The organism is Paraburkholderia sp. PGU19, from assembly GCF_013426915.1.
Classification (GTDB): Bacteria; Pseudomonadota; Gammaproteobacteria; order Burkholderiales; family Burkholderiaceae; genus Paraburkholderia.
The window spans coordinates 2,191,887-2,216,996 of the sequence record NZ_AP023180.1; the positions used below are offsets into that span (position 1 = coordinate 2,191,887).

Consider the following 25,110-nt stretch of genomic DNA (forward strand, 5'->3'; position numbering starts at 1 on the left):
TCTGACGAACGTCGGTGCAAGGCCGCCGCCCACCCTGCCGATGCGTGCTGTCAAAATCACGGCACGGCGTACCGGACGCCTGCACCGCGCTTCAAATGCTTGCTGGATGCGCATTGGCACGTTTCTTCCGTCGCGAATGCCGCCGATCGTAGTAACGTATCGAAAATTTTGTCTTTCGCCTGGCCAGTTGATTCTCGAGACGCATATGTCCACCGATACCGACACCACCATGACTGATGAGCAGGTCGCAGCCGTTGCAGACCGCATGACCGAAGAAGGCCGTCTGGTTTCCCCCGTTACGATCTGGGCGGAAGTTCGCAGCGGTTCGATCGTCGCCGTCGCCGCCGCGCTGCAACGCTGGCGCGAGACGCGCGAGCCGCAGCCGCCGGCACCGGAGACGCAAGCGCAGAAGGCGCTGCCGGGCGAACTGGCGGAAACCTTGATGGAAGCCGCGCGCCGCATCTGGACCGCTTCGCAGGACGACGCGGGCCGGATACTCAGCGAAGGTCTGGGCGCGGCGAGCCAGCAGCTCGATGTCGTGCGCAGGGAGCGTGACGAGGCGCTTGCCGCGTATCAGGAGACGGGTGAAGAAGCCGCGACGGGGCGCGAGCGGCTGGACAGGTTGCGCCACGACCTCCTCGCGTTGCAGGAATCCGCCGCGCAGGTTCGCGCCGACTTCGAAGCCGTGACCGCGCGCGCGGAAGCCGCCGAGACGAACGTCCAGAACCTGACCGAGCGCGCATCGGCGGGTGAAGCGAAGCTCACGGCGATCCAGAGCACGCTCGAAGATCAGCACCGGGCAAACGAATGGCTCGCCGCGACGGTTTCGGGCAAGAACGAAGAGATCGCGCGGCTTGGCCGCGAGCGCGACGACGCGCGCCGGCAGATCGCGACACTGGACGAGGCTTGCCAGGCGAAGTCGGAAGAGGCGGAGCGCTGGTCTCAGGAAGCGGCCGCAGCAGTGTCACGCGCGGAAGCCGCGACGGCGCAGGCGAACGAGAGCACCGCGCGCCTCGCATCGGTCGAGGCCGACTTGGGCGAGACCCGCAACGCACTCGCCGCGGAACGTGACGCCGCCCTCGAACATGCCGCCGACCTCTCCGAGCAGCGTGGCGCACTGGAGCGCGTCACACGCGAACTGGACGAATCCCGGGCGCAGGTTGGCACGCTGACCGAGGCGCACACGCTGGCGGCAGCCGAACTGGCGCGCGCGACACAGGAAGCCTCGGCCGCGACCGAACGTGCCGACGCGGCGGAGCAACGCGCGTCCCAACTGGACCAGAGCCTGACGGTGGAACGCGAGGCAACGGCTGCGCAGCGCGACGAATTGCAGCGCGTCCAGCGCGAACTGGAAGAAGCACGGACGCGCGCCGAGACGCTGACCGAGGCGCAGACGGCCGCGAGCGCCGAGCTGGCGCGGATCTCGCAAGAAGCCTCCGCCGCGAAGCAAAGGGCCGATGCCGCCGAACAGCGGGCGTCGCAACTCGAGCAGAGCCTGACGGTAGAGCGCGAGACAACGGCGGCGCACAGCGATGAGCTTCAGCGTGTCAGGAACGAACTGGACGAAGCGCGCGTGCAGATCAATGCGCTGAACGAGGCGCAGACAGCCGCGACGTCCAAACTGGCGCGGGTCACTGAAGACGCATCGTCCGCGAAGCAACGTGCGGAGTCGGCCGAACAGCGCGCAGCGGAACTGGAACAGAGCCTGGCAGCGGAGCGCGAAGCCGCGGCGGCGCAAAGGGACGAACGGCAGCGCGTCACGCGCGAACTGGACGAAGCTCGCTCACGGATCGACGCGTTGACACAAGACTCGACCGCCGCGAAGCAACGGGCAGAAACCGCCGAGCAACGCGCAACCGAACTGGAGCAGAACCTCGCGAGCGAGCGGGAAGCATCGGCGGCGCGGACCAGCGAATTGCAGCGCGTCACCCATGAGCTCGAAGCAGCGCGCACGCAGATCACCGCGTTCACCGAGGCGCAGGCGGCGGCGAGCGCCGAACTGGCGAGCGTGAAGCAGGAAGCCGAGGCCACGAAGCAACGGGCCGAAGCCGCCGAACAGCGCGCCGTCCAGTTGGACGAGAGTCTTGCCGTCGCGCGCGAGGCAGCCGTGGCACGCAACAGCGAAGCGTCCGCTCAGTTCGACGAATTGCAGCGCGTCACGCGCGAACTCGAAGAGGCGCGCAATCAGATCAACGCACTGACCGAGGCGCAAACGGCAGCAGCCGCCGAACTCGCGCAGGTGACGCAAGATGCATCCGCTGAGAAGCGCCGTGCAGATGCAGCCGCGCAGTTGTCGGCACGTCTGGAACGCGACCTCGCCGCGGAACGTGAGGCAGCGACGGCGCGAAGCGCCGAAGCGTCGGCTCAATCGAACGAACTGCAACGCGTTACGCGCGAGCTCGAAGAAGCGCGCAATCAGATCAACGCGGTGACCGAGACGCAAACGGCGACAGCCGCAGAACTGGCGCGGGTGACCCAAGACGCGTCCGAAGCGAAGAACCGTTCGGAAGCGGCCGAACAAACGCTCGCAGCGGAACGCGACGAAGCCCGCAAACACGCGAGCGCGCTGACGGATGCCCAGTCTGTTGCAAACGCCGAGCTGGCGCGGCTCACGCAAGAAGCATCCGCCGCAAAAGAAAGAGGGGACGCGGCCGAGCTTCGTGCAGCGCAACTGGAACAAGGCCTTGCAGCGGAACGGGAAGCCGCCATCGCGCGCAACAGCGAAGCGTCGTCGCAACTCAACGAACTGCAACGCGTCACGCAAGAACTCGAAGAAGCCCGCAAGCAGATCGGCACGCTGACCGACGCGCAAACGGCAGCCAACGCAGAACTGGCGCGGCTCGCACAGGACGCATCGGCGGCGAAGGAAAGGGCGGACTCAGCCGAACGTCAGGCAGCGCAATCGGAGCAGAGTCTTTTGTCCGAGCGCGAGTCAGCCGCAGCGAAAAGCGACAACGCGTCGACACAGCTCGAAGAGTTGCAGCGGGTCACGCGCGAACTGGACGAAGCCCGCGCGCAGATCAGCGCGATGAGCGAGTCTCAGACGGCGGCCAGCGCCGAACTTGCGCGCGCGACGCAAGACGCGTTCGACGCGAAGGAGCGGGCCGATGCAGCGGAACAGCGCGCAGCCGAGCTGGCGCAACGCCAGGACGAGCGCCCGCGCGAACCGGCGTCGGCGAAAGGCGCGCCAGGCGGTGAACTGCCTGGCGGAACCGATGTCGCGGAAGAACTCGCGTCCTTGCAACGCCAGATCGCGGCTCAGGCGAAGACTCACACGAAGGCCTACAACGAGCTTCGCGCGAACGCCGAGCAATGGGTGACGTACGCGAAGGACATCAAGCAGCGGCTCGACCAGGCGAACGAAAAAATCCTCTTCATCGACGCGCGCAGCACCGGCGAAGTCGCGCTGTTGCGCAGGCTCTCGTTCGAACTCGAGCGTCTGAAGCCCGACCACGAACTGGTGTTCAGGGAAGCGCAGAAGAAGCTGATCGGCGCGACGATGACCCAGCAACTCGCGCAGAAAGGCTATCAGTACGATCCGGCCACGGCGGTGATGTCGAAGCTGGAAGGCTGACGCGCGCAACGCACATTCAGCCTTCGATCAGCCGTTCGAGTACATCCACGTCGCCTCTCTGTCCGCCCTTGAACGTGATCTCGGTGCCGTCGAGCCAGGCTCGTCGGCGTGCAGGCGGCAGACGGTGACGCCCGCCGTCAGCGGCGCGCGATAGGACAGGCCCCAGGCGTCGAGCGCCTGGACCGCGTGGCTCGACGCCTTACTTCGCGAACAGCTGGCCGATATCCTTGAACGCCTTGAATTCCAGCGCATTGCCGCACGGGTCGAACAGGAACATCGTCGCCTGTTCGCCGACTTGTCCTTGAAAGCGGATATACGGCTCGATCACGAACTTCGTGCCGAACGACCTCAACCGTGCCGCGAGCGCTTCCCATTGATCCCACGCAAGCACGACGCCGAAATGCGGCACGGGCACGTCATGGCCATCGACGGGATTGCTGTGCACGCTCTCTTGCGAAGCCGTCTTCGGATGCTCGTGAATCACGAGTTGATGGCCGAAGAAATTGAAGTCGACCCATTGCGTGCTGGAGCGGCCTTCTTCGAGGCCGAACACGCGTCCGTAAAAGTCGCGCGCGGCGGGAAGGTCGTAGACGGGAATGGCCAGATGAAAAGGGGAAAGGCTCACTGTTTTCTCCATGTGGGACGCTCGCAGACCGCACATAGTACGTGGCGGAATTGAAAAATAGAATCAATATATAATTTCGTTAAACACAAATGAAATCTATCAATGATCCGTGAGCTGAAAACGCTGATTGCCGTTGCCCAGGAGGGTACGTTCGCTGCTGCCGGCAAGCGGATCGGTCTGACACAGGCTGCCGTCAGCGCGCAGATGCAACGGCTCGAAGCGGAAATGGGCGTTGCATTGTTCGACCGCGAAGGGCGAACGGCGCGGTTGAATGCGACTGGTCAGCAGATACTCGTGCAGGCGCAGGAAGTCGTCCGGCTCTACAACAACCTCAGTTCGACGGCAGCAGGGCCGGCCGCCACTGTGCGCGTGACGGTCGGTGCGATTGCGTCGGTGCAGCGTTCGCTGCTGCCGGATGCATTGGCGCGGTTTCATGCGCAATGTCCGGGATGCACGACGCGCGTGATTCCCGGCGTATCGATGGAACTTGTCAATCTCGTCGACGCCGGCGAGATCGATATCGCCGCGATCATTCGCCCGCCGTTTTCGTTCCAAAGCGATCTGCGCTGGACGACGCTCGCGCAAGAACCGTTCAGGCTGATCGTGCCGCGTGGCGTGAAGGGAAAGGACTGGGCGGAACTGCTGGCGGATCAGCCGTTCATTCGCTACGACCGCGCGTCGTTCGGCGGGCGGCAGGTGGACCGTTTCCTGCGCCGGATGCACTTCACCGTGCGCGAAGTGTGCGAGGTGGACGAACTGGAAGCCATCGTCAGGCTGGTGGAAAACGGCGTCGGCGTGGCGCTCGTGCCGCAAACGGCGACGTACCGGCGTTGGCCCGCGAAGGTGCGCGCTGTCGATCTCGAGCATCACACGTTTCATCGCGACGTTGGCCTCGTGCATCGCGCGCCGCAGCATCTGAGCGAGCCTGTGAAGGTGTTGCTGCAGCTGATCGAAGCGCAGGCGCGCAAGAAGCCCTGAACAGATGATCGTTGAAACACGCTTTCTCAATCACGACGCAGGCGGCAGATTTTCCTGCAGATAGATCGACATAGGCGTTTGCAACGGAAGACCTGAAGGCGTGCCCCGGTTGTAGTGACCCAGTATCGCTTCAACAGCGCGCACTGCTTCGACAAAAGGACTCTGATCGAGCACGGCATCCATCACGCCTTCTATCAGCAATGCTCTGCTGATCTCCGTCAGCTCGTGGCCGATCAGTACCGTCGAATGCTCGCGCTTGAGCGCCTTGAGCGCGCGCGCAATGCCCTCATCGCCAACCGACAGGTTGTAGATGCCCCGCAAATCCGGGTACTTTTTGAAGGCATCCCGCGTCAGACGCTCGGTTGATTTTTCGTCTTCACGGCTTTCGACAGTCGCCACCACGTCGCACGCGGGAAACTTGCGGCGCATGACCGAGCGGAACGCGGCCTCGCGTTCTTCGTGCCCGAGATATGTGCGCAAGCCAGCAATCACGATGACCTGTCCGCCTTCGCGCCCGATAAAGCGGCCCATCAGTTCGCCCGCGGTTCGTCCCGCGCAGCGGTTGTCGATGCCGACATACGCGAGCCGCCCCGTGTCCGGCAGATCGCTCGCAAGCGTCACGACAGGAATCTTGCGCGCGACGCGTGAGATCGCATCGACGATGACGCTGTGCTCATACGCGACGACGATCATCGCGTCGGCCTTCTGCGATGCGCGATTGATGACGGCTGCCAGCGACTTCGGTTCCAGGTCGTCGAAGAACGTCAGATGACACACCACGCGATGCGTTTCGAACGACTTCTGCGCTAGCTCGAACCCCTGCCGTAGCGCAACGTAGTACGGCGACGAAGGCTGTTGCGTGAGGATCGCGATGCGCAGCCAGCGTACCGACACTTCGTCAAGCGCGCGGTCCATCTTGAGCTTGCGCGCCCATTCGAGCACGCGCGATTCCTTCTCGCGCGCCACGCCGCCACGCCCGTTCAGCACGCGTTCGACAGTCGAATAGCTGACGCCGGAGGCCTTCGCGACATCTTCCATGGTCGGCTTGCGTCTGACGTTCATGCGGTCCCCCAGTTTGAGGAAATATCCTCAACAAACCGTTTGAGAGCGGAGATTCGATCAACTAGATTCTAACCACCGGAAGCGACCGGGCGTTAGCGATAAAGCCCCGGCGACAAAGACCCGGCGGCCCAGCGCCGCGCGCATACGCAGACGCGCATTCCGCCATGCCAATCCCATGTCAGGAGACAACCATCATGGACAAGCCCGCATTTCGCGCAACCCAACGCGCGGTCAAAAGAATCGCCGCTGCGCTCGCAGCGCTGACGCTCGTCACCGGCTTCGCCGCGAACAGCGCCGCCGCCGACGAGCGCTTCGTGATGGTCAGTCATGGCTCGGACTCGAACGTCTGGTGGAACACCGTCAAGAACGGCATGCGCGACGCGAGCGAAGATTTCAACGTGCCCGTCGATTACCGCAATCCCCCTTCCGGCGATACGGGCGACATGGTGCGCATTCTCGAACAGGCGGCGGCGCGCAACTACTCGGGCGTGATCACGACGGTGCCGAACTTCGACATGATCCAGAAGGGACTGACAGGCGTGAAGGCGAAGCACATTCCGCTTGTCACCATCAACGGTGGGCCTGAATCGGGCATGAAGCTCGGCGCGCTGATGCACATCGGCCAGCCCGAATACGATGCTGGCAAGGCAGCAGGTGAGCGCGCGAAAGCGGCGGGCATCCACGAGTTTCTGTGCGTGAACCACGGCGCCGACATTCAGGCGTTGTGGGACCGCTGCAAAGGTTTCGCCGATGCGATCGGCGTCGACTACAAGAAGGCGACGATGGATAGCGGCGAAGATCCGACGGTGATCGAAAGCAAGGTCGCCGCCTACCTGAGATCGCACCCCACGACCCAGGCGATTCTCGCGCTCGGTCCCGATCAGGCGACGGGCGTGTTGCGCGGCGTGAAAGACGCGGGCATGAGCGGGAAGATCTACGTTGCCACGTTCGATCTCTCGCCCGACATCCTGAAGGCGATTCAGGCGGGGCAGATCGCATTCGCCATCGATCAGCAGCCGTATCTGCAAGGCTATTTGTCCGTCGCGGCAATGGCGATTGCGATTCGCGACAAGACGAACGACTCCGCGCGCATCGTCGCGGCATTGAGAGAGGACAAAAAGGTCGCGGCGCGGCTCGCCAAATACGACCTGAAGCCGGTTTATACGGGATCGACGGTAAGTTCCGGCCCGAGCTTCGTCACGAAGGATAACCTCGCGCCCGTGCAGAAGTACGCGGGCTCATATCGCTAATCGTGTGGGGACAACGCAATGAACATCGATATGCACGCGTGGCACCGGGTCGACATCGATCGCAAGATGCTCAAGGAGTTTTCCACGCGTTCCGATGCGCGCGGACTCGCGCAGGCGGGGGATTCTTCGCGCTCGTCGTTGCGACAGGCGCGCTCGCGTGGGCATCGCTTGGCACGGCGTGGGTGATTCCCGCGTTTCTTTTGTACGGAACGGTGTTTGCGTTCAGTGAGGCCGCCGCGCATGAGCTGGGGCACGGCACCGTGTTCAAGACGCGTTGGCTGAACGAGGCGGTCTACTGGGCGATCTGCTTCATGTCGTGGCGCGAGCAGGTGTATAGCCGCTGGCTTCATGCAAAGCATCACACGTACACGCATCTGACGGCGGCGCCTTATAAAGATCCTGAACTGGCGTTCAAGCATCGCCCGCATAGCTATGTGAAGCTGATGACGGATTTCGTTCGCGTATCGCATGGCGTGCAGTTTCTCAGCGCGATCTTTCTGCACAGCTTCGGCATTATCACGAAGGGCGCGAAAGAGGTCGTGCCCGAGGCGGAGTACAAGAAGATGTGCGACAACTCGCGCGTGCTGCTTGCGTGCTATGTCGCAGTGTTTGTCTGGGCCGTGCTTGCGCATAGCGGGTTGCCCATCGTGTTTCTGTTTCTGGCGCGTGCTTATGGAACCTGGTTGCATGAGCTGTGCGCGTTGACCCAGCATACGGGCCTGAAGGAGAACGTGCTCGATCATCGCGTGTCGAGCCGTACCGTGAAGCTGAATCCGGTTGTGCGGTTTCTGTACTGGAACATGAATTACCACATCGAACATCACATGTTCCCGAGCGTGCCGTTTCATGCGCTGCCGAAATTTCACGAGGCCGTTGCTGAGCAGATGCCGCAACCGTATGCAGGCTTGTGGTCGGCATGGCGCGAAATCCTGGTGATCTTCGCGAGGCAGCGACGTGATCCCGAGTATGTCGTCGTGCGCGAGTTGCCGGTCGGCAAGCGGGGGAGTGCCGTTGCGTGAGAGTGTGCCGCATCTGAACATCGCGCCGCATGCTCCATGCGGCGCGATGTTCAAGCAAGCTACAATCAGGTCGACAGAATAGTCACCAGCGCAACGGCCGAATCCCCGCCAGTTGCCCGCCATTATTCTCGGCCAGCGCCACCTTCGCTCCCGGCCGTTGCCGCGCGCCCGCCGTGCCGCGCAATTGCTGCGTCAGCTCGACGATCTGCGCGACGCCCGTCGCGCCGACAGGATGACCGCGCGACAACAAGCCGCCGCTCGGATTCACGGAGATCCGTCCGCCGATATCCGTGTCGCCGGAACGGATCAGCTTCGGCGCATCGCCGGGCGTACACAGGCCGAGGTTCTCGTAGTGAATCAGTTCGGCAGGCGCGGAAGCGTCGTGCAATTCGACCACATGCACATCCGACGGACCGATGCCCGCCTGTTCATACGCAGCATTCGCTGCGCGCACAGCGACCAGTTCCCCCGATCCATCCGCTTTCGCCGACACGATCGAACTCGCGCGTATGTACACCGGGCGAATGTCGCGCTTCGCCGCGAATTGTTCCGAGCAGATGAACACCGCCGCGCCGCCGTCGCCGATCGACGAGCACATGAAGAGCGTCAGCGGATCGCTGACCATCCGGCTGGCGAGCACTTCGTCGACGCTGGTCTCGTTGCGGAACTGCGCATGCGGATTCAGCGACCCGGCGCGGCGGCTCTTCACGACAACGCGCGCGAAATCGCTCGCCTCCGCGCCCGTCTTTTCCATCCATTTGCGCGCCTTTGCGGCATAGAGATCCATGAAGAGCGAGCCCGTTCCTGTCGTCACGCCTTCGGGCAACGGCTCTTCGAGATCGACGGCCTTTGCGAACGCGCCGAACGAGATCGCCTTGTCTTCGTGCGTGAGCTTTTCGACACCGACCACGAGCGCCGTTTCCGACTGTCCCGAAGCGACGGAAAGCCATGCGAGATTCAACGCCGAGCTGCCCGACGCGCACGCATTTTCGACGTTGAACATCGGCTTGCCGTCGAGCCCCGTATTGCGCAGCGACGACTGCGCGCGAATCATTTCCTGACCGGTGACGACGCCTGCCGCCGCATTGCCGAAGAAGATACGATCCACGTCGTTGACGCTGACGCGCGCATCCTTCAATGCGAGCGAGACCGATTCTTCAGCGAGCGACTTCAGATTGCGCTCCAGGAACTTGCCAAAGGACGTCATGCCGACGCCGCCGATTACCACTTTGCGCATTGCTGCCTCCAATAAAAGTACTTCAGAACCTGCGACGACGAGCGAGTCTGCTTAACCTTCAGTAGCGCTCAATCGAGAACCTTGCCGCGCGTCTCCGGCATCCGCGCATAGACCACGAAGCCCACGGCGCACACGGCCGCGACATAGACCCACAGGTATTGCGACAGACCGGAACTCGACATCGCGGTAACGATGTACGGCAGCGTCCCGCCGAACAGTGCCGCCGATACCGCATAAGGCAGCGCGACACCCGTCGCACGCACTCGCGCCGGGAACTGCTCGGCCATCACCGTCGCGCAGGTGGCGGCGAAGCCCGACGAAAGCAGCATGCCGATCGTGACGATTGCGGTAGCGCACCAGAAGTCATTGCTGAGGAAATGCAGCGCGGGCCATGCGAACAGTGCCGAGCCGCCTGCGAAAACGAGCAGCACGGGCTTGCGGCCGATACGGTCCGACAACTTGCCGATAAACGGAATTGCAATCAGCGAGACGACGATCGAAATCACGCTCGCGTTGAACGCGTCGTGCAGCGGCAAACCCGTGCGCAGATGAGCGAGCGTCGGAAACAGCACCAGCCACAGATAGATGCACAGGTTGCCCGCCATCGCGATGCCGATCACGCGCAGCGCCGCGCGAGGATGCTCGCGAACGATCTCGAGAAACGGATGACGCGTGCGCTGATGTGTCGCGGCACTCTTCTTGAACGCATCGGTTTCGGCGACGGCAAGGCGGACCCACAGCGCAACGAAGCCGAGCAGTCCGGCAATCGTGAAGGCGACGCGCCAGCCCCACTTCGCCATGCCCGCATGATCGATCATCGACGTGAGGATCGCGCCGATCAACGCCGCCACCAGCACGCCCGCGTTGACCGCGAAGTGCTGCCACGATCCCGCGAAGCCGCGCCGCGAAGGCGCGGACGATTCGATCAGGAACGTCGACGCGGAGCCGAACTCGCCGCCCGCCGCGAAGCCCTGAATGAGCCGCGCGAGCACGAGTATCAGCGGCGCCGCAATACCGATCGATTCATAGCCGGGACACATGGCAATCACCAGCGAGCTGCCCGCCATCAACGCAACCGACAGCGCGAGACCGTTCTTGCGGCCGTGCCGGTCGGCATACGCGCCGAGCAGCGCGCCGCCGATAGGCCGCATCACGAAGCCGACCGCGAACACGGCAAACGCGGAGAGCAGCGACACGCGGTCGTTGTTCGCGGGAAAGAAGTGTCGTGAAAACAGCGCGGCGAAGGTGGCGTAAATGATCCAGTCGGTGAATTCGACAACCGTGCCGAGTGTCGCTGCAACGATGGCCTTTCTCTGCGCTCGCGTGAGCGGCGTAGCGGATTCTTCGTGCGCAACGCCCGGAAGGATGGTGTCCATGCTGTCTCCGTGTCTCTTGTGGTGAGCGCGCGCTGGTCGCGCAACGCAGGTGAAAAGTGCTGGACGTATCGCTTGATCCGGCACATGGACGCATCGTAGATTTCGCCCGATACGCCGCGCAAACGACTTTTTCTGCGCTTTCGATTGATATTTTTTGCAGCCAGGCCGCAGACGGCCAACGCGCGGGCGCGAGCGGTTTCGATTGAGCGAAAGTCAATCGAAGCCGCGAAAAAAGTCGTTTGAGCGTGGGGCGTAGCGCGCCCTAGCATGGGATGCACAGGCTTTTCATTCCATGGAGACACGTCATGAACGCATCACCTCACAACCCGGCCGCCGAAGTCGCCATCGTCACGGGCGGCGCGAAGGGTATCGGCTTCGGCATCGCGGCTGCGCTGGCTCGCAATGGCAGGCGCATCGCGCTGTTCGATCTCGACCGCGCGGCGCTCGATCACGCCGCCAGCGCGCTGGCCGAGGCGGGCGCCGACGTGATCGCGCTTCCCGTCGATGTGACGAATAGCGCGTCCGTCAACGAGGCGGTCGAGGCTGTCGTCGAACGCTTTGGCCAGATCGACGTGCTGGTGAACAACGCGGGCATCGTGCGCGACAAACGCATCACGAAGATGAGCGACGACGACTGGGACGCTGTGATTGGCGTGAACCTGAAGTCGCAGTTTCTGTGTTGCCGCGCCGTGCTCGCGCACATGAGCGCCGCGCGCCATGGGCGCATCGTGAACATCTCGTCGCGCGCGTGGCTAGGCGGTGTCGGACAGTCGAACTATTCGGCCGCGAAGGGCGGCGTGGTGAGCCTCACGCGCAGTCTCGCGCTCGAATGGGCGTGTGCCGGCATCACCGTCAACGCGATTGCGCCCGGTATCGTCGATACGCCGTTGTTTCAGGCCTTCGATGCAGAGCTTCAGGAGCGGCTGAAAAAATCGGTGCCCGTGCAGCGCATCGGTACGCCCGACGATATCGCGCAGGCCGTCTTGTTCTTTGCGCAGCGCGAAGCGTCGTACATCACGGGGCAGACGCTCTATGTATGCGGCGGCCGTTCGCTGTCGTCGCCGAGCGTTTGAGGAGCACATCATGACGATTCACTACAGCGTGTCGGATCATGTGGCGTCGGTGAGCCTGGACCGTCCCGAAGCGCTCAACGCGCTCGACCTCGACAGTCTCAAGGATTTACGCGCGGCGCTCGCCGAAGCGCGCGACGACGATGACGTGCGCGTGATCGTGCTGACAGGCGCGGGGCGCAAATCGTTCTGCGTCGGCGCGGACCTGAAAAATACGCTGCCGCCTTCGACGAGCTTCAGTTCGTCGTTCGTGCGATTTATCGACCGCGCTGCCGCCGAAGGCATCTATGTGCGGCTAATGGATCTCAGTTCGCTGCGCCTCTTCAAGCCTGTTATCGGCGCGATCAACGGCTATTGCCTCGGCGGCGGACTCGAACTCGCGCTGCAATGTGACTTGCGGATCGCCTCGACGAATGCCGTGTTTGGCTTGCCCGAAGCCGTCGTCGCGAGCATTCCCGCCGTGTGCGGGATTCAGGCGCTGCAAAAGGCCGTGCCGTCCGCGATCGCGATGAAGATGCTGCTGACCGGCTGCAAGATCGACGCGGCGTACGCGGAGCGGATCGGCCTCATATCCGATGTCGTCGAGCCCGAAGCGCTGATGGACAAGGCGCGCGAACTCGCGCGCACGATCGCGTCGAATGGTCCGCTTGCCGTGCAGATGATCAAGAAAGTCGCGGAAACGAGCAGCAATGTGCCGCTTGCGCAAGCGCTCGAATTTACCGAGCTGGCGTGGGGCGCGATGCGCGATTCAGAAGACCGCGTGGAAGGGCGCAAGGCGTTCGCCGAAAAACGCAGGCCGCAGTTCAAGGGCCGCTAGGCGCCTTAGGTGCACTGGGTGTCGCTTCGCCAATCGACAGAAGCCAGTTACGGAATGCGGCGAACTCGGCGTTCGACAGATGCTCGCGCGGATAGATCAGGTAGTACGTGAAGGCGCCCAGATCGAGCACGAACGAAAAGGGCATCACGAGCGTGCCGTCGCGCAACTGATCGGCGACGAGCACGCGCTGCGCCATTGCAACGCCTACGCCTTGCGTCGCCGCGAAGTACGCGAGGATCGAGCTTTCGTAGCTGAGGCCGCTCAACGGATTGACGCCGCGCACGCCCGCCGCGTCGAGCCATTTGGCCCAGTCCTCGCGGCGCGCCAGCGAATGCAGCAGCGGCACGTTGCGCAGTGCTTCGGGTGTCGCGTCGGTGAGATCGGGATGCGCGCGCAGGAACTCGGGACTGCACACGGGCACCAGTTCGTTTGGCACGAGCCGGTCGAAACCGAGATCCGACGACGGCGCATGCGACAGCCGGATCGCCGCGTCGACGTCTTCGGTGTTGAAGTCGACGGGTTGCAGAGATGTGGTGAGACTGACTTCGATATCGGGATGCTCGCGATGAAACGTCGACAGACGAGGCAGCAGCCAGTTCATCGAGAACGTCGTGTAGCCGCGTATTTTCAGCGTGCGGCGGCGGCGCGCTTCCGTGAGATTGATCGTTGCGGTGCGCAGCGTTTCGAAGCCGCGCACGATGTCGGCGAGATAGCGCTCTCCCATCGGCGTCAATGCGATCGCGCGATGACCGCGCTCGAACAGCAGCACGCCGAGCTGGTCTTCGAGCAGCTTGATCTGACGGCTGACGGCAGCGGGCGTGACGTTGAGTTCGTTCGCGGCGAGCTGCACGCTCAGCAGGCGGCCGCAGACCTCGAAGGCGCGCAGCGCGTTGAGTGACGGAAGGGTTCGCATCGAAAAATGGTAGCACGCGCTTTGCACGCTGCATGCGGGGATTGCTACGTAGAAGCGAGCTTGCATGTGCGTTTGCGCTGACGTCAGCAAAACTCAATCGAGTGCGCAGCAAATGTCGTTTGAGCGCGCTGGTTGCGCGCCGTATCGTTGATTCAAAGGCAATCTGTGAGACTGAAGGAGACAACCATGCTGGACGGTGTGCGAATTCTGGCCTGGGGCTCGCGCCAGGCAGTGAGGCTCGGTGCGACGTTGCTCGAACGCGCCGGCGCGCAAGTCACGTTTGCGCACGCAGAGCCAACGGGTGGCTTCGCGTATGACGTGATCGTCGTTTCATCGGACGTGAGCGCGGCGAGCGAACGCAGCACGATCGCGGAGCTGAAGGCGGCGGGCAAGCATATCGTTTGCGATATCACCGCGACGGGACCGCAAGGCGCGCGCGCGGGCATGTGCGCCTCCGATGCGCAGATCCAGGCGATCAGCGGCCTGATGGACACGACGGGCTTCGCGCATGGCGAGCCGGTGCGTATCGGCGTGCCGTTCACGGAGATATCGGCGGCGCTGTATGCGTGCGCATCGATTGCGGCCGCCGTACGCGTGAAGCGTTTGCACGGCATCGCGCAGACTATCGACGTGACCTTGTTCGGCTGCGCGGCGAGCGCGCTCACGACGTTTCTGCCTGCTGCGTTCGCGCAACGCACGGTTGGCCGCGTCGGCAATCGTCATCCTGCTTGCGCGCCGTGGAATGCGTATCGGACGCTCGACGGCTGGATACTGATTTGCACCAGCACAGAAGAACAGTGGCGCAAGATCAAGAGCGTGGCCCGCGTGCCGCAACTCGACGACTCGCGCTTCGACACGTTGCGTGCGCGCGTATTGAATGTCGATGAACTCGATGCGCTGATCGAAATGTGGACGTCCACGCTGACCACGGATGCATGCTCGCATCTGTGCGAACAGATTGGCGTGGCGGCCGGGCCGATCGTGTCCGTCGCGGGGCTGTCCAGCGAGCCGAACTTTCGCATGCGGCACGCGGATGCGGCGGCGCAGATCGACGCGTGCGGTATCGAGGGCGAGACGTATCGGCAGATGTCGATCTTCGGCATGTCGCGTCTGACGGACGACGCATCTTTAAAGCCGCGTGCAGGCGTTGAGAGTACAGTGCGCACCTGCGACGCCGGGCCGCTCGCCGGCATCAAGGTCGTCGAGATTGGTCAGTACACGACAGCGCCGCTGGTCGGCAAGCATCTCGCGGCGCTCGGCGCAGAGGTCGTGAAGATCGAACCGCCCGACGGCGATGTGGCGCGCGCGTGGACGCCGGGGCAGGCGGGCACGAGCTACTTCTTCGCGCTCAACAATACGGACAAGCAGACCTTGGCGCTCGATCTGAAGCAGCAGGCCGACCGCGCGCATCTGCGCACGCTGCTCGCCGATGCCGATGTGCTTGTCGAAAACCTGCGGCCGGGTGCGCTCGCAAAGCTCGGCTTCGGGCGCGAGGCGCTCGGCGAGATCAACCCGCGTCTGATCTATTGCTCGATCTCGGGCTTCGGCATCGCGTCTGCCTACCCGGCGCGGCCCGCGTTCGACACGGTCATTCAGGCGATGGGCGGACTCATGGACCTGACGCGCGGCAACGGCCAGCCGGTCAAACTCGGCGCGTCGGGCGCGGACATTCTGGGCGGACAGGCGGCGCTGCTGGCGATCCTCGCGCTGCTCGCCGATCCTGCGCGGCAGGCGGGGACCTTCGTCGAAATATCGATGCAGGACGTGGCTGCGTGGTGCGCGCTGTTTGCGTCCGGCAATCCTGAACGGGAGGGGATCGCGGTCGCGTGCATCGACGGTCATGTGTGGCTCGAAAGCGATGAGCGTTTCGATGTGGCTGCGCTCGCGGCTTGTGCAAGGCGCGAGCGGTGCGGCTCGCTGTCGCGGGCGTCGGCGGTTGTCGCGCTTGCGAATGCGGGCGTTAGCGCGGTGCCCGTGGCGCGCGTCGATGAGTTGATCGAAGACGGCGATTTTCTCGCGGACGTGCTGAGCGTCGCCCGCGATGCGAGCGGCGCGTTCTGGCCGATCCTCAGAGTGCCGTACCGGTTGTCGCGCACACCTGCGCGCGTTCGCGCGGTGCCGGGCGTGCCCGCTCGATATGCGGATGAGACTTCGCGAGGGTCGCCGTTGCGTTGGGGAATGGTCGAAGCGGGTTGAGCGCTTGCTGAAGCGGCGGCGTACGTCGTCCTCGGCCAGGGACTATCGAAAGCCGACTGCTTGCTCTGTCGGGCGACCGCGCCACTTTGCGACGACGATGGCGGCCGTGCGAGCGCCGCGCGCCGATGCTCACGCCCGGCCGAGCGTGAGCGCAAATTCGTCGAGTTGCGTGATGCAGGTGTTCCAGCCGTCGAAGAAGCCGAGTTGTTCGTGCCGGTCGCGCGTCGCGACGTCGGGATGCATGACGCGCGCGATGTAGCGGCTGCCTTCGCCTTCTTTGGACATTGTGATCGCGGCGGTGAAGCCGAGCCACGGCGTGTTGGGACGCCAGCCCGCCGTGAGCATCGACGTGAACACGATGCGCGCTTGCGGGACGACTTCGAGAAAGCAGCCGGGGTTGTCGCTCGTGCCGCCATCGGGACCTTGCATGAAGGTGTGAAAAGCGCCTCCCGGACGCAGATCGAACGCACGCACTTCAGTGGTCCAGGGCTTCGGGCACCACCATTCCTTCAGCAACTCCGGTTCGGTCCACGCGCGCCACAATGCAGCCACGGGCGCGCGCAGCACGCGAGTGATGACGAGATCGGTCGTGTCAGCGCTTTCGACGGGTTTTGTTGACATCAGCTTGCTCCTCTTGATGAAGCTGTTCGACGAATTCGACCATCCGGTCGGATCGTGCTTCCCACACGGCGCGCTGCGCGGCCAGCCATGTTTCGACTTCCGTCAGCTTCGCGGGCATCAGTTCGCAGGTGCGCGCGCGGCCGATCTTGTGCGTGCGGATCAGGCCGCTGTGCTCCAGCACGGCGACGTGTTTCATGAACGACGGCAGCGCTATGTCGAAGGGCCGCGCCAGTACCGAGACGGTCTGCGCGCCGCGTCCGAGCATGCTGACGATCGCGCAACGGGTCGGATCGGACAGCGCCTGGAACACTTCGCTGACTGCAGCATGATAGTTAGCCATATGGTTAAGTATAGTGCAAAAATGGCGATGTGACGCCGCGCGTCTAAGCTATCCACATGGATCTAGCGTCAATCGCGCGGAACGGAGGCGTTCGATGAACACATCCAGCGACACGGGCTTCACCGGCTCGATTCCAGAAATCTACGAGCGCTACCTCGTGCCAATGATCTTCGAGCCGTACGCGCGCGATCTTGCGAGCAGGGCGGCGTCGGTTCAGCCGTCGCGCGTGCTCGAAATCGCGGCGGGCACGGGCGTCGTCACGCGAGCGATGGTGGATGCGCTGCCCGAGCATGTCGAAATCGTGGCGACGGACCTCAATCAGGCGATGCTCGACTGCGCCGCGACGCGCGGCCCGCACAGGCCCGTGACCTGGCAGCAGGCGGATGCGATGCATCTCCCGTTCTACGATGCGAGTTTCGATCTGATCGTCTGCCAGTTCGGCGCGATGTTTTTCCCCGACAAGGCGCGCGCGTTTGCCGAGGCGCGGCGCGTGCTGCGAAGCGGCGGCGTGCTGCTGTTCAACGTCTGGGATCGCATCGAGGAGAACGCGTTTGCCGCCACCGTTTCGGATGCGCTCGGCAAGCTGTATGCGGCGGACCCGCCGAGTTTCTTGCAGCGCGTGCCGCACGGTTATTGGGACACGAACATCATTGCGCGCGATCTCGCGAACGGCGGCTTCGATGCGCCGCCGCCGCGCATCGAGACGATCGCGAAACGCAGCGGCGCGGCGTCGGCGCAGGCTGCCGCGAAAGCGTTCTGCCAGGGCACGCCGGTGCGGGCCGAAATCGATGCCCGTCCGGGCGTGACGCTCGACGAAGCGACAGCGGTTTGCGCAACGGCCCTGCGCAAGCGTTTCGGCGGTAGCGCAATCGACGGAAGGATTCAAGCGCACGTCGTCACAGCACAACATTAAAACGACGAAAAAGTGTGTCCCGCTGAACACAACGATCCCTCCGAAAGCCGCTCCCGCCTTATGTGGCGGGCCGGACGGCATTTGCCCGGCGGAAATTGTTACACCTCTTACTGGACGGATTGACCGGTGTTACGAACCCCTTTCACACGTTGGTTATACTCGCCCCGTCTCAAAAACTACTGATCAAACTATGTCGAAGCGAATCATTCAGATGGTGGCCATTGCAGCGCTGACGGCTGCGGCGTCGTTGCCGGCGATGGCCGGCGATATGAACAATGCGCTTGGCGGCGCGCTCGGCGGCGTCGCCGGTGCGGCATTGGGCGGCGCGGTGGGCGGCAGCACGGGTGCCGTGATCGGCGGCGCGGTGGGCGGCGGCGCGGGCGGTGCGGTTACGTCGAACCGCCGTGAGCGCACGGGCGCGATCATCGGCGGCGCGCTGGGCGGCGGTGCGGGCACCGCGGCGGGCAACGCGATGGGCGGGCGCGGAGGCGGCCTGGTCGGCGCGGCGCTCGGCGGCGGCGCGGGCTCGGCGCTCGGCGGCAACATCTCGCGTTCCAACTCGTACGCCGACGACTATTCGCACGGTTCGTACGGTTCGCATAGTTCGTACAAGCGCAAGCACAAGCATCGTCACTACGACGACTGATTGGCGAGCTGACGGCCTCGCGAGTTCACTGAACGGCGAACTCGCGGGTCGGACGGGCACGACGGCGCCGCGGCGCAATCGCGGTGCGACAAATGATCGCAGGGAATTGTCGGGCATCAAAAACGAGATAAGCGCCATTTGAAGGTGGGATTGTCGAAATTCCCTTCTTTTGCAGGCGTCATCGTGCCCGTTGATTATCTTCGCGGCTTTACCTCGGCCGCTCGCACTGACGCCGCCAACCGGCGGCTTGGCCTCGCGCTCGCCGGGATTGCCGGCGCTGCAAACGCGGGCGGCTTTCTGGCGATCGGCCAGTACACGTCGCACATGTCCGGCATGGTCTCGTCGCTCGCCGACAGTCTCGCGCTCGGCGATCTCGCGTTCGTGCTGTCGGCGGCGAGTTCGACCTTCGCGTTTCTTGCCGGCGCGGCGAGTTCGGCCATTCTGATCAACTGGGGCCGACGAAGAGGGACGCAGAGCGTCTACGCGATGCCGCTCGTGCTCGAAGGGCTTCTGTTGTTGTGCTTCGGCGTGCTCGGCGCGAACCTGGAGCAGCATCGACCGCTGTTCGTGCCTGCCACCGTCACGCTGCTTTGCTACGTGATGGGGATGCAGAACGCGATGATCACCAAGATATCGAAAGCGGAAATCCGCACGACGCACGTCACGGGACTCGTGACGGATATCGGCATCGAAATCGGCAAGGGCTTGTACTGGAACCGGGGCGTGCCGTCGACGGAAGCGGCATACGTCGGCGCCGACATGCGGCGGCTCGGTCTGCTCGCCTCGCTGCTCGGCATGTTTCTCGCGGGCGGGCTTGCCGGCGCGATTGCGTTCAAACAGGTCGGGTTCATCGCGACGCTGCCGCTCGCGGCGTTGTTGCTGGTGCTGGCGGCCGTGCCCGTTGCCGATGATCTGTTGAGGTATCCGCGACGGGCGCGGTGAATTGCGCCCGCCGGGCGGACCCGAACACGCTTCTTACGCGCACACGTCGCGCGCCACGACTTTTACTTCTCCCAGAGCTTGCGTCCCAGGAAGGTCAGCGTCCGGTCCCAAGCCATTTCCGACCACACCGGGTCGAACTGCGTGCCCGCGATGCGGCTGAAGCCCACGGCTGTTTCGTTGGCGAACGCATGATGCGCGAGATAGCGATGAAACTCGACGTCGACGTTCGCGTCGCGCAGCTTCGATTCGAGCGTTTCGACCGTCGCGATCGGAAAGAACGCGTCCTGCGTCGCGTAATGCCCGATAACGGGCACCTTGACTTTCGACGCGTCGATATAGTCCAGCGGAGGGAAGCCGTAGAACACGACGCCCGCCGACACTTCCGGGCTTTGACCCAGCGTGAGCAAGGTTAGCGCGCCGCCCATGCAATAGCCCATCACGGCAACGCGGCCCGAACGCTGCTTCAGATATTGCGCCGCGCCGCGAACGTCCTGCGATGCGGCATCGCCGAAATCGAGGCCGTCCATCAGGTGATGCGCTTCTTCCTCTTCGACCGTCGACTTGCCGCGATACAGATCGGGCACGAGCGCGAAGTAGCCCGCTGCCGCCAGGCGATCGGCGACGCCGCGAATCTGGTCGTTCAAGCCCCACCATTCCTGAATGACGACCACTGCGGGCGCGCCATCCGTTTTCTCGGGCGTGGCCAGATAACCTTGCAGTTCTTTACCGTCTGGGCGGCTGAAAGTGATCATGGAGCCTGGGGTCGTTTTCATGAGCGTGTTCCTGGTGAGTGGACCCACTAGCATAGCGCCAATGCTGGCCAGATGCAGGCGCACGGACGTGGCCGGAAATGAAAACACCCTGCAAGCTTAAGTGCTTGCAGGGTGTCGCGATTCACTCGCTGATTCTGGATTCTTTAATCGCCTGGAAGCCAGTAGCAATCCGAAGGATTCCAGCTGGGATCGCATATCCAGTAGCCGAATGCGAGCTTCTGATCGGCGGCCGAAGCGCTTTTCGGGCCGTCCGACTTCATGGCGAACGGCTGCCCTTCCAGAGCCATCGGCGCTGCCGATGCGGACTGCGCGAAACACGACAACATCGATGAAGCGAGCAACGCAAGTAACGCAGATTTCACTTTCATGTCAAATGCTCCGTTGTTATTCGAAGATCACGATGCACCGTTCATCGAGGTGTCACCGTACGGGAGACTTTATTGACAGGAGTGAGCTTCGTTAATCAGATTACTTTCCCGCGCGCGTCAGGATTCTCCGATTCTGCGTAGATTCGGCTTCAGGTGAAAAGCTGTTCACCTTGATGTCGACGCGGTGCGATTGCGGCATATCGCATGCGAATCCAGTTCGCAAAAAAGCGGGCACTGATGCCCGCTTTCTTCACACACCGCCGAAAGCCGCTTTACGCCGGCATCTTGCGGAACGAAATCGCGAAGCGGTTCCACGCATTGATCGCCGAAATCAGCAACGTCAGATCGACCAGTTCGGCCTCGCTGAAATGCGGCTTCACGGCTTCCCACACTGCGTCGGGCACATGATTCTCGGAGACCAGCGTCACGGCTTCCGTCCATTCCAGCGCCGCGCGTTCGCGTGCCGTGAAGAACGGCGTTTCGCGCCACACGACGACCGTCGCCAGACGGCGATCCGTTTCGCCGCCCTTGCGCGCGTCGGTGGTGTGCATGTCGACGCAGAACGCGCAGCCGTTGATCTGCGATGCGCGCAGACGCACCAGTTCCGTCAGCGATTTTTCGAGGTCGCTCTTGCCGATGCGTTCTTCGAGCGAGAGCATCGCCTTGATTGCGTGCGGGTTGGCTTTGTAGAAGTCGAGACGTTGTTCCATGATCGTTTCCTCAGTGAGAGTGCGCTTCAGCTGCGCGACACATAAAGATTAGGCGCGAAACTGGCCGCAGGAAATGGCCAATTTTGAGCAATTTGAGGTAACCACTTCTGAACTGTTGCGGAACAACTTTACAAGGCAGCGGGGAACGATGCAGACGAAGGGCCGTCGCCGCGCGACGGCCCTTGTGTGACAGAAAGAAGACCTTACTTGACCGCGCCGAGCGCGAGGCCCTTCACGAGATAGCGCTGCAGCCATGCGAACACGATCGACACCGGCAACGTCGCGCACAGCGTCGCGGCCATCACCAGATGCCATTCGACGACGTACTTGCCCGCCACCATATCGGTGACCTGCACGGTGAGCGTCTTGTTCTCGGGCGAGCGGATCAGCGTATAGACGACGGCGAACTCGTTCCACGCGTTGATGAACGTGAAAATGGCCGTCACGACGATAGCGGGCACGGCGAGCGGCAGAAACACCTTGAACACGGCGCGCGTGCGGCTGCATCCTTCGAGCCACGCGGATTCTTCGAGATCGCGCGGCACGGTCTGGAAATACGACGACAGCATCCACACGGCGAACGCGATATTGAATGCCGCATACGAGACGATCACGCCGATTTTCGAATCGACGAGATTACCGTCGCCATACGGAATCATCGCGGCGAGACGGAACAGACCGACCACCAGCAGAATCGGCGAAAGCATCTGCGTGACGAGCAGAAACTGCCGATACAGCCCGCGCCCGCGAAACGGAAAGCGCGCGAGCGCATACGCGGCGGGCAGGCTGACGGCGAGCGCGAGCGCTGTCGAAAGCAGGCTGATGACCGTGCTATTGCGCAACGCGACGCCGAAGTTCGCGGCCGTCCACATGTCGACGAAGTTCTGCCATTGCCAGTGCATCGGCAACCAGCGTGCCGGATAGACGAACACTTCGTTCGCGGGTTTCAGCGCTGTGAAAAGCATCACGGCAAACGGAAACAGCACGACCACGATCAGCGGCGACAGCGCGAGCCAGCACCACACGGTGCGTTTCATCTTCGCGTTCATGCTGGCTCTCCTTCTTTCGACGGCTGAATGCGCAGATACAGCACCGAGAACACGAACAGCATGATGAGCATGACGAGCGACACGGCCGCCGCCTGGCCGGGACGCCCGAGCCTGAAGCCGAGTTCGTACAGATACGTGACCAGAATATGCGTGCCGTTGTCGGGGCCGCCCTGCGTCATCACCCAGATGATCGGAAACGAGTTGAACACGTAGATCACATTGAGCAGGATCGCCATGTTCACGAACGGGCGCAGCAGCGGCAATGTCAATTGACGGAACTGCTGCCACGCGCTCGCGCCGTCGATACGCGCGGCTTCGTAGATATCGCCGGGCACGGACGACAGGCCGCCGAGCAGGATCGTCACCGTGAACGGAATCGACACGAGAATGCCGACCGCGATCTCGACGGGAAACGCGAGCTCGGGTGTCGCCAGCCAGTGAATCGGGCCGCCGATCAACCCGAGCCGCTGCAAGGTCACGTTGACCATGCCGTAGTCGTCGTTGAACGCCCAGCGCCAGACGACGGCTGTCATCGTCAGCGATACGGACCACGGCAGCATGATGATCGTGCGGGCAATGCCGCGACCGTGGAAATCCTGATTCAGCACGAGCGCGACGGGCACCGAAATGATCACCGTGCCGCCGACGACGGCTGCCGTCCACACAATGGTCCGGCGCAGCGAATCGAGAAACACGGGGTCGGCGAACACCGTGAAGAAGTTCTTGAATCCGGTGAAATCGCGAATCGCGCCGAAGCGCGAGACATCGTGCACCGACTGATACACGATGTTGAAGATCGGGTAACTGATGATGAACAGCGCGAGGATCAGACTCGGCGCGATCAGCCACCAGGGCGCGGCGGCGCGCGGGGCAATGGAACGGCTCATGCGTGCCTGATCGACGGATGCTTGGGCGTTGGAACTCATGAAGCCCTCGGGACGGAATGGGCCGGATGCAACACGGCGCTTCGCATGAAAGTTGGCATCTAAATTCGCACGGAAGGAAGCGCGCTCATCGAATGTGAAGCCGCATCGGCGTCGAGCCGATGCGGCTTCCGGTACTACGCTAACGGATCATCAAACTGCGCATCAAACCGCGCGTTACTGGCCGAGCGCCTGATTCGCCTGGCTCGCGGCCTGCTTCAACGCATCGTCAGGCTTGGACTTGCCGAGGTACACGGCCTGCATCGCATTCGTCACGGCCTTCGCGGTGTCTTCCCAGCCCGTCACGGTCGGTGCGAAGCGTGCCTGCGGCAGCAGCGCGATGAACGCCTTCGTGTCGGCATCGTTGAACGCCGGGTCGGCGGCCTCAGCCTTGGTGGTCGGCAGGAAGCCTTCCGTGCTCGTGAACTCGACGCGCGGCTCCTTCGTGAACAGATAGTCGAGGAACTTCCACGCGTCCTTCTTCACCTTCGAGTTCTTGAACATCACGATCGAGTCGGTGACGGCATACGTCGCGCCATTCGTGCCGACGGGCAGCGGATCGATGCCGTACTTCAGGTTCGGCGCTTCCTTCTTGATCTGCTTCGCGAGGAACGGCGCGGAAATCATCATCGCGACGCGGCCTTGCTTGAAGAGGTTCTGCACGTCTTCACGGCTATAGCCGGTGACGCCCGGCTGCGTCAGGCCCTGGTCGATCATCGACTTGTACAGCGTCGCCGCCTTGATGCCCGCGGGCGAGTCGAAGCCGGCCTTGCCCTGCTTGTTCAGCACGTCACCGCCGTTGGTCCACAGCGCGTAGTAGTAGTACACGTCGGTTTCGATTTCCTTGCCTTGCAAGCCGAAACCGGCAACGCCCTTCGCCTTCAGCTTCTTCGACGCGTCGATCACGTCATTCCACGTTTTCGGGCCATTCGGATAGCCGACGCTCGCGAGCAGATCCTTGTTGTAGTACAGCGCGCGGGCCGAAGCGGCGATCGGCAGGCCGTACGTCTTGCCGTTGATCTGGCCGGGCGCGAGGAACGGGCCGATAAAGCGGTTCTTGAAGTTCGCGTCCATGTACGGGTCGAGCGGCTCGGCGACGTCATCCTTCACGAAATCGAGCAGCCAGCGCGTGCCGACGATCGCGAGGTCGGCGTTGGCGTTGCCCGAGATATCCGTTTGCAGCTTCTGTTGCAGCGTGTCCCAGTTCACGTCCTCGATCTTGATCGTGGTGCCGGGATTGGCCTTTTCGAACTGGCGGGCCATTTTCTCGAAGTACGGTGCTGTCGCGTCGCTGTAATGCGCGACCGTCACACGCACCGTATCGGCGTGCGCCGATAGGGCTAGACCTGCAAACGCGAGCGCTGCGGCGACTTTGCCGAGCGTAAGGGAAGCACGTGCATGCAACGACATTTCGTCTCTCCTGGGGTGGTCCGCCGCCGTAGCCGGCTGCTTGGGTTGAATTGTTTGAAAAAATCCTACACACGAAAAAAAAGCTTGTCACGTAGGGCTGACCATATTTTTTATCGCGCGGTTTTTTGCATAACATGCTGTAAAGGATGGGCTTTTTGTGCGCTGCGGGGAATTTGCCTTCCGCAGCGTCTGCATGGTCAACGAGCCGTGTAAATGTGCAATATGTAGGAAATTTACAAGCCGGGGGCGGCTTTTGACTGAATGGAAGGCCGCCCGTAGCTGCGAAAATCGCGGAGAG

General features: G+C 63.0%; 22 protein-coding genes and 2 pseudogenes. 10 read left to right on the forward strand and 14 right to left on the reverse strand.

Annotated features, from left to right (window positions below; genetic code table 11):
- The first annotated feature begins 205 nt into the window (after positions 1-205).
- Positions 206-3,574 carry a DNA-binding protein gene (locus H1204_RS27530; RefSeq protein WP_180731645.1) on the forward strand — a complete coding sequence of 1,123 codons (3,369 nt, stop codon included), beginning with the start codon at positions 206-208 and terminating at the stop codon, positions 3,572-3,574.
- A gap of 16 nt (positions 3,575-3,590) precedes the next feature.
- Here the strand turns inward: H1204_RS27530 and H1204_RS51555 are convergent.
- Together H1204_RS51555 and H1204_RS27535 are read right to left on the reverse strand one after the other, a co-directional pair.
- Positions 3,591-3,769 (reverse strand): annotated as a pseudogene (locus H1204_RS51555) (nucleotide-binding domain containing protein); the annotation flags it as partial.
- 4 nt (positions 3,770-3,773) lie between these two features.
- Entirely contained in the window at positions 3,774-4,199 is a 426-nt protein-coding gene (locus tag H1204_RS27535) for a VOC family protein (RefSeq protein ID WP_035538285.1), read from the reverse strand.
- 102 nt (positions 4,200-4,301) lie between these two features.
- Here H1204_RS27535 and H1204_RS27540 point away from each other — a divergent pair, with 102 nt between their 5' ends.
- Positions 4,302-5,177, forward strand: coding sequence for a LysR family transcriptional regulator (locus tag H1204_RS27540; protein WP_180731646.1), 876 nt, complete (start codon positions 4,302-4,304; stop codon positions 5,175-5,177).
- A 30-nt stretch (positions 5,178-5,207) separates the two neighbouring features.
- Here H1204_RS27540 and H1204_RS27545 read toward each other — a convergent pair whose 3' ends face one another.
- Positions 5,208-6,239: a LacI family DNA-binding transcriptional regulator gene (locus tag H1204_RS27545; protein WP_180731647.1), complete on the reverse strand. Its 1,032-nt coding sequence runs from the start codon at positions 6,237-6,239 to the stop codon at positions 5,208-5,210.
- A 194-nt stretch (positions 6,240-6,433) separates the two neighbouring features.
- Here H1204_RS27545 and H1204_RS27550 point away from each other — a divergent pair, with 194 nt between their 5' ends.
- Together H1204_RS27550 and H1204_RS27555 are read left to right on the forward strand one after the other, a co-directional pair.
- Positions 6,434-7,489, forward strand: coding sequence for a sugar ABC transporter substrate-binding protein (locus H1204_RS27550; protein WP_180731648.1), 1,056 nt, complete (start codon positions 6,434-6,436; stop codon positions 7,487-7,489).
- A 38-nt stretch (positions 7,490-7,527) separates the two neighbouring features.
- A complete protein-coding gene (locus H1204_RS27555; RefSeq protein ID WP_180731649.1) occupies positions 7,528-8,508 on the forward strand; it encodes a fatty acid desaturase in 981 nt (326 codons plus the stop codon).
- A gap of 65 nt (positions 8,509-8,573) precedes the next feature.
- On the opposite strand, the pseudogene H1204_RS27560 reads toward H1204_RS27555, so the two are convergent.
- A pseudogene (locus tag H1204_RS27560) lies at positions 8,574-9,745 on the reverse strand (thiolase family protein).
- Between the two features lie 68 nt (positions 9,746-9,813).
- Entirely contained in the window at positions 9,814-11,121 is a 1,308-nt protein-coding gene (locus H1204_RS27565; RefSeq protein ID WP_180731651.1) for an MFS transporter, read from the reverse strand.
- Positions 11,122-11,426: 305 nt separating this feature from the next.
- On the opposite strand from H1204_RS27565, the gene H1204_RS27570 reads away from it, so the two are divergent.
- Positions 11,427-12,194: an SDR family NAD(P)-dependent oxidoreductase gene (locus H1204_RS27570; protein WP_180731652.1), complete on the forward strand. Its 768-nt coding sequence runs from the start codon at positions 11,427-11,429 to the stop codon at positions 12,192-12,194.
- Between the two features lie 10 nt (positions 12,195-12,204).
- A complete protein-coding gene (locus H1204_RS27575; protein WP_180731653.1) occupies positions 12,205-13,008 on the forward strand; it encodes an enoyl-CoA hydratase-related protein in 804 nt (267 codons plus the stop codon).
- Here H1204_RS27575 and H1204_RS27580 read toward each other — a convergent pair.
- Entirely contained in the window at positions 12,995-13,921 is a 927-nt protein-coding gene (locus H1204_RS27580) for a LysR substrate-binding domain-containing protein (RefSeq protein WP_180731654.1), read from the reverse strand. The two genes, H1204_RS27575 and H1204_RS27580, sit on opposite strands and share 14 nt — an antisense overlap.
- Before the next feature lie 186 nt (positions 13,922-14,107).
- On the opposite strand from H1204_RS27580, the gene H1204_RS27585 reads away from it, so the two are divergent.
- Entirely contained in the window at positions 14,108-16,117 is a 2,010-nt protein-coding gene (locus H1204_RS27585; RefSeq protein WP_180731655.1) for a CoA transferase, read from the forward strand.
- Between the two features lie 129 nt (positions 16,118-16,246).
- Here H1204_RS27585 and H1204_RS27590 read toward each other — a convergent pair whose 3' ends face one another.
- Both H1204_RS27590 and H1204_RS27595 read right to left on the reverse strand, forming a co-directional pair.
- Positions 16,247-16,738 (reverse strand): SRPBCC family protein, encoded by a 492-nt coding sequence (locus tag H1204_RS27590; protein WP_180731656.1) that lies wholly within the window; start codon positions 16,736-16,738, stop codon positions 16,247-16,249.
- Positions 16,710-17,078, reverse strand: a complete 369-nt coding sequence (locus tag H1204_RS27595) for a metalloregulator ArsR/SmtB family transcription factor (protein WP_180731657.1) — start codon at positions 17,076-17,078, stop codon at positions 16,710-16,712. The genes H1204_RS27590 and H1204_RS27595 overlap by 29 nt, the downstream gene beginning before the upstream one ends.
- A gap of 94 nt (positions 17,079-17,172) precedes the next feature.
- On the opposite strand from H1204_RS27595, the gene H1204_RS27600 reads away from it, so the two are divergent.
- The 3 genes from H1204_RS27600 to H1204_RS27610 all read left to right on the forward strand — a co-directional run bounded on the left by H1204_RS27600 (position 17,173) and on the right by H1204_RS27610 (position 19,579).
- The gene (locus tag H1204_RS27600) at positions 17,173-17,991 is read left to right on the forward strand and encodes a class I SAM-dependent methyltransferase (protein ID WP_180731658.1); all 819 of its coding nucleotides are present in this window, start codon (positions 17,173-17,175) and stop codon (positions 17,989-17,991) included.
- Between the two features lie 190 nt (positions 17,992-18,181).
- The gene (locus H1204_RS27605; RefSeq protein ID WP_042304285.1) at positions 18,182-18,637 is read left to right on the forward strand and encodes a hypothetical protein; all 456 of its coding nucleotides are present in this window, start codon (positions 18,182-18,184) and stop codon (positions 18,635-18,637) included.
- A gap of 183 nt (positions 18,638-18,820) precedes the next feature.
- Positions 18,821-19,579: a YoaK family protein gene (locus H1204_RS27610; RefSeq protein WP_180731659.1), complete on the forward strand. Its 759-nt coding sequence runs from the start codon at positions 18,821-18,823 to the stop codon at positions 19,577-19,579.
- Between the two features lie 62 nt (positions 19,580-19,641).
- Here H1204_RS27610 and H1204_RS27615 read toward each other — a convergent pair whose 3' ends face one another.
- The 6 genes from H1204_RS27615 to H1204_RS27640 form a co-directional block, all read right to left on the reverse strand.
- Positions 19,642-20,352, reverse strand: a complete 711-nt coding sequence (locus H1204_RS27615) for a dienelactone hydrolase family protein (protein WP_180731660.1) — start codon at positions 20,350-20,352, stop codon at positions 19,642-19,644.
- A 143-nt stretch (positions 20,353-20,495) separates the two neighbouring features.
- On the reverse strand, positions 20,496-20,720 hold the full coding sequence (locus H1204_RS27620) for a hypothetical protein (RefSeq protein ID WP_180731661.1): 225 nt from the start codon (positions 20,718-20,720) through the stop codon (positions 20,496-20,498).
- A gap of 272 nt (positions 20,721-20,992) precedes the next feature.
- Positions 20,993-21,430, reverse strand: a complete 438-nt coding sequence (locus tag H1204_RS27625; protein WP_180731662.1) for a carboxymuconolactone decarboxylase family protein — start codon at positions 21,428-21,430, stop codon at positions 20,993-20,995.
- Positions 21,431-21,633: 203 nt separating this feature from the next.
- The gene (locus H1204_RS27630; RefSeq protein WP_180731663.1) at positions 21,634-22,479 is read right to left on the reverse strand and encodes a carbohydrate ABC transporter permease; all 846 of its coding nucleotides are present in this window, start codon (positions 22,477-22,479) and stop codon (positions 21,634-21,636) included.
- Positions 22,476-23,366: a sugar ABC transporter permease gene (locus tag H1204_RS27635; protein ID WP_042304310.1), complete on the reverse strand. Its 891-nt coding sequence runs from the start codon at positions 23,364-23,366 to the stop codon at positions 22,476-22,478. Before H1204_RS27635 ends, H1204_RS27630 begins: the two co-directional genes overlap by 4 nt.
- A gap of 213 nt (positions 23,367-23,579) precedes the next feature.
- Positions 23,580-24,812 (reverse strand): sugar ABC transporter substrate-binding protein, encoded by a 1,233-nt coding sequence (locus H1204_RS27640; protein WP_180731664.1) that lies wholly within the window; start codon positions 24,810-24,812, stop codon positions 23,580-23,582.
- Between the last annotated feature and the right edge of the window lie 298 nt (positions 24,813-25,110).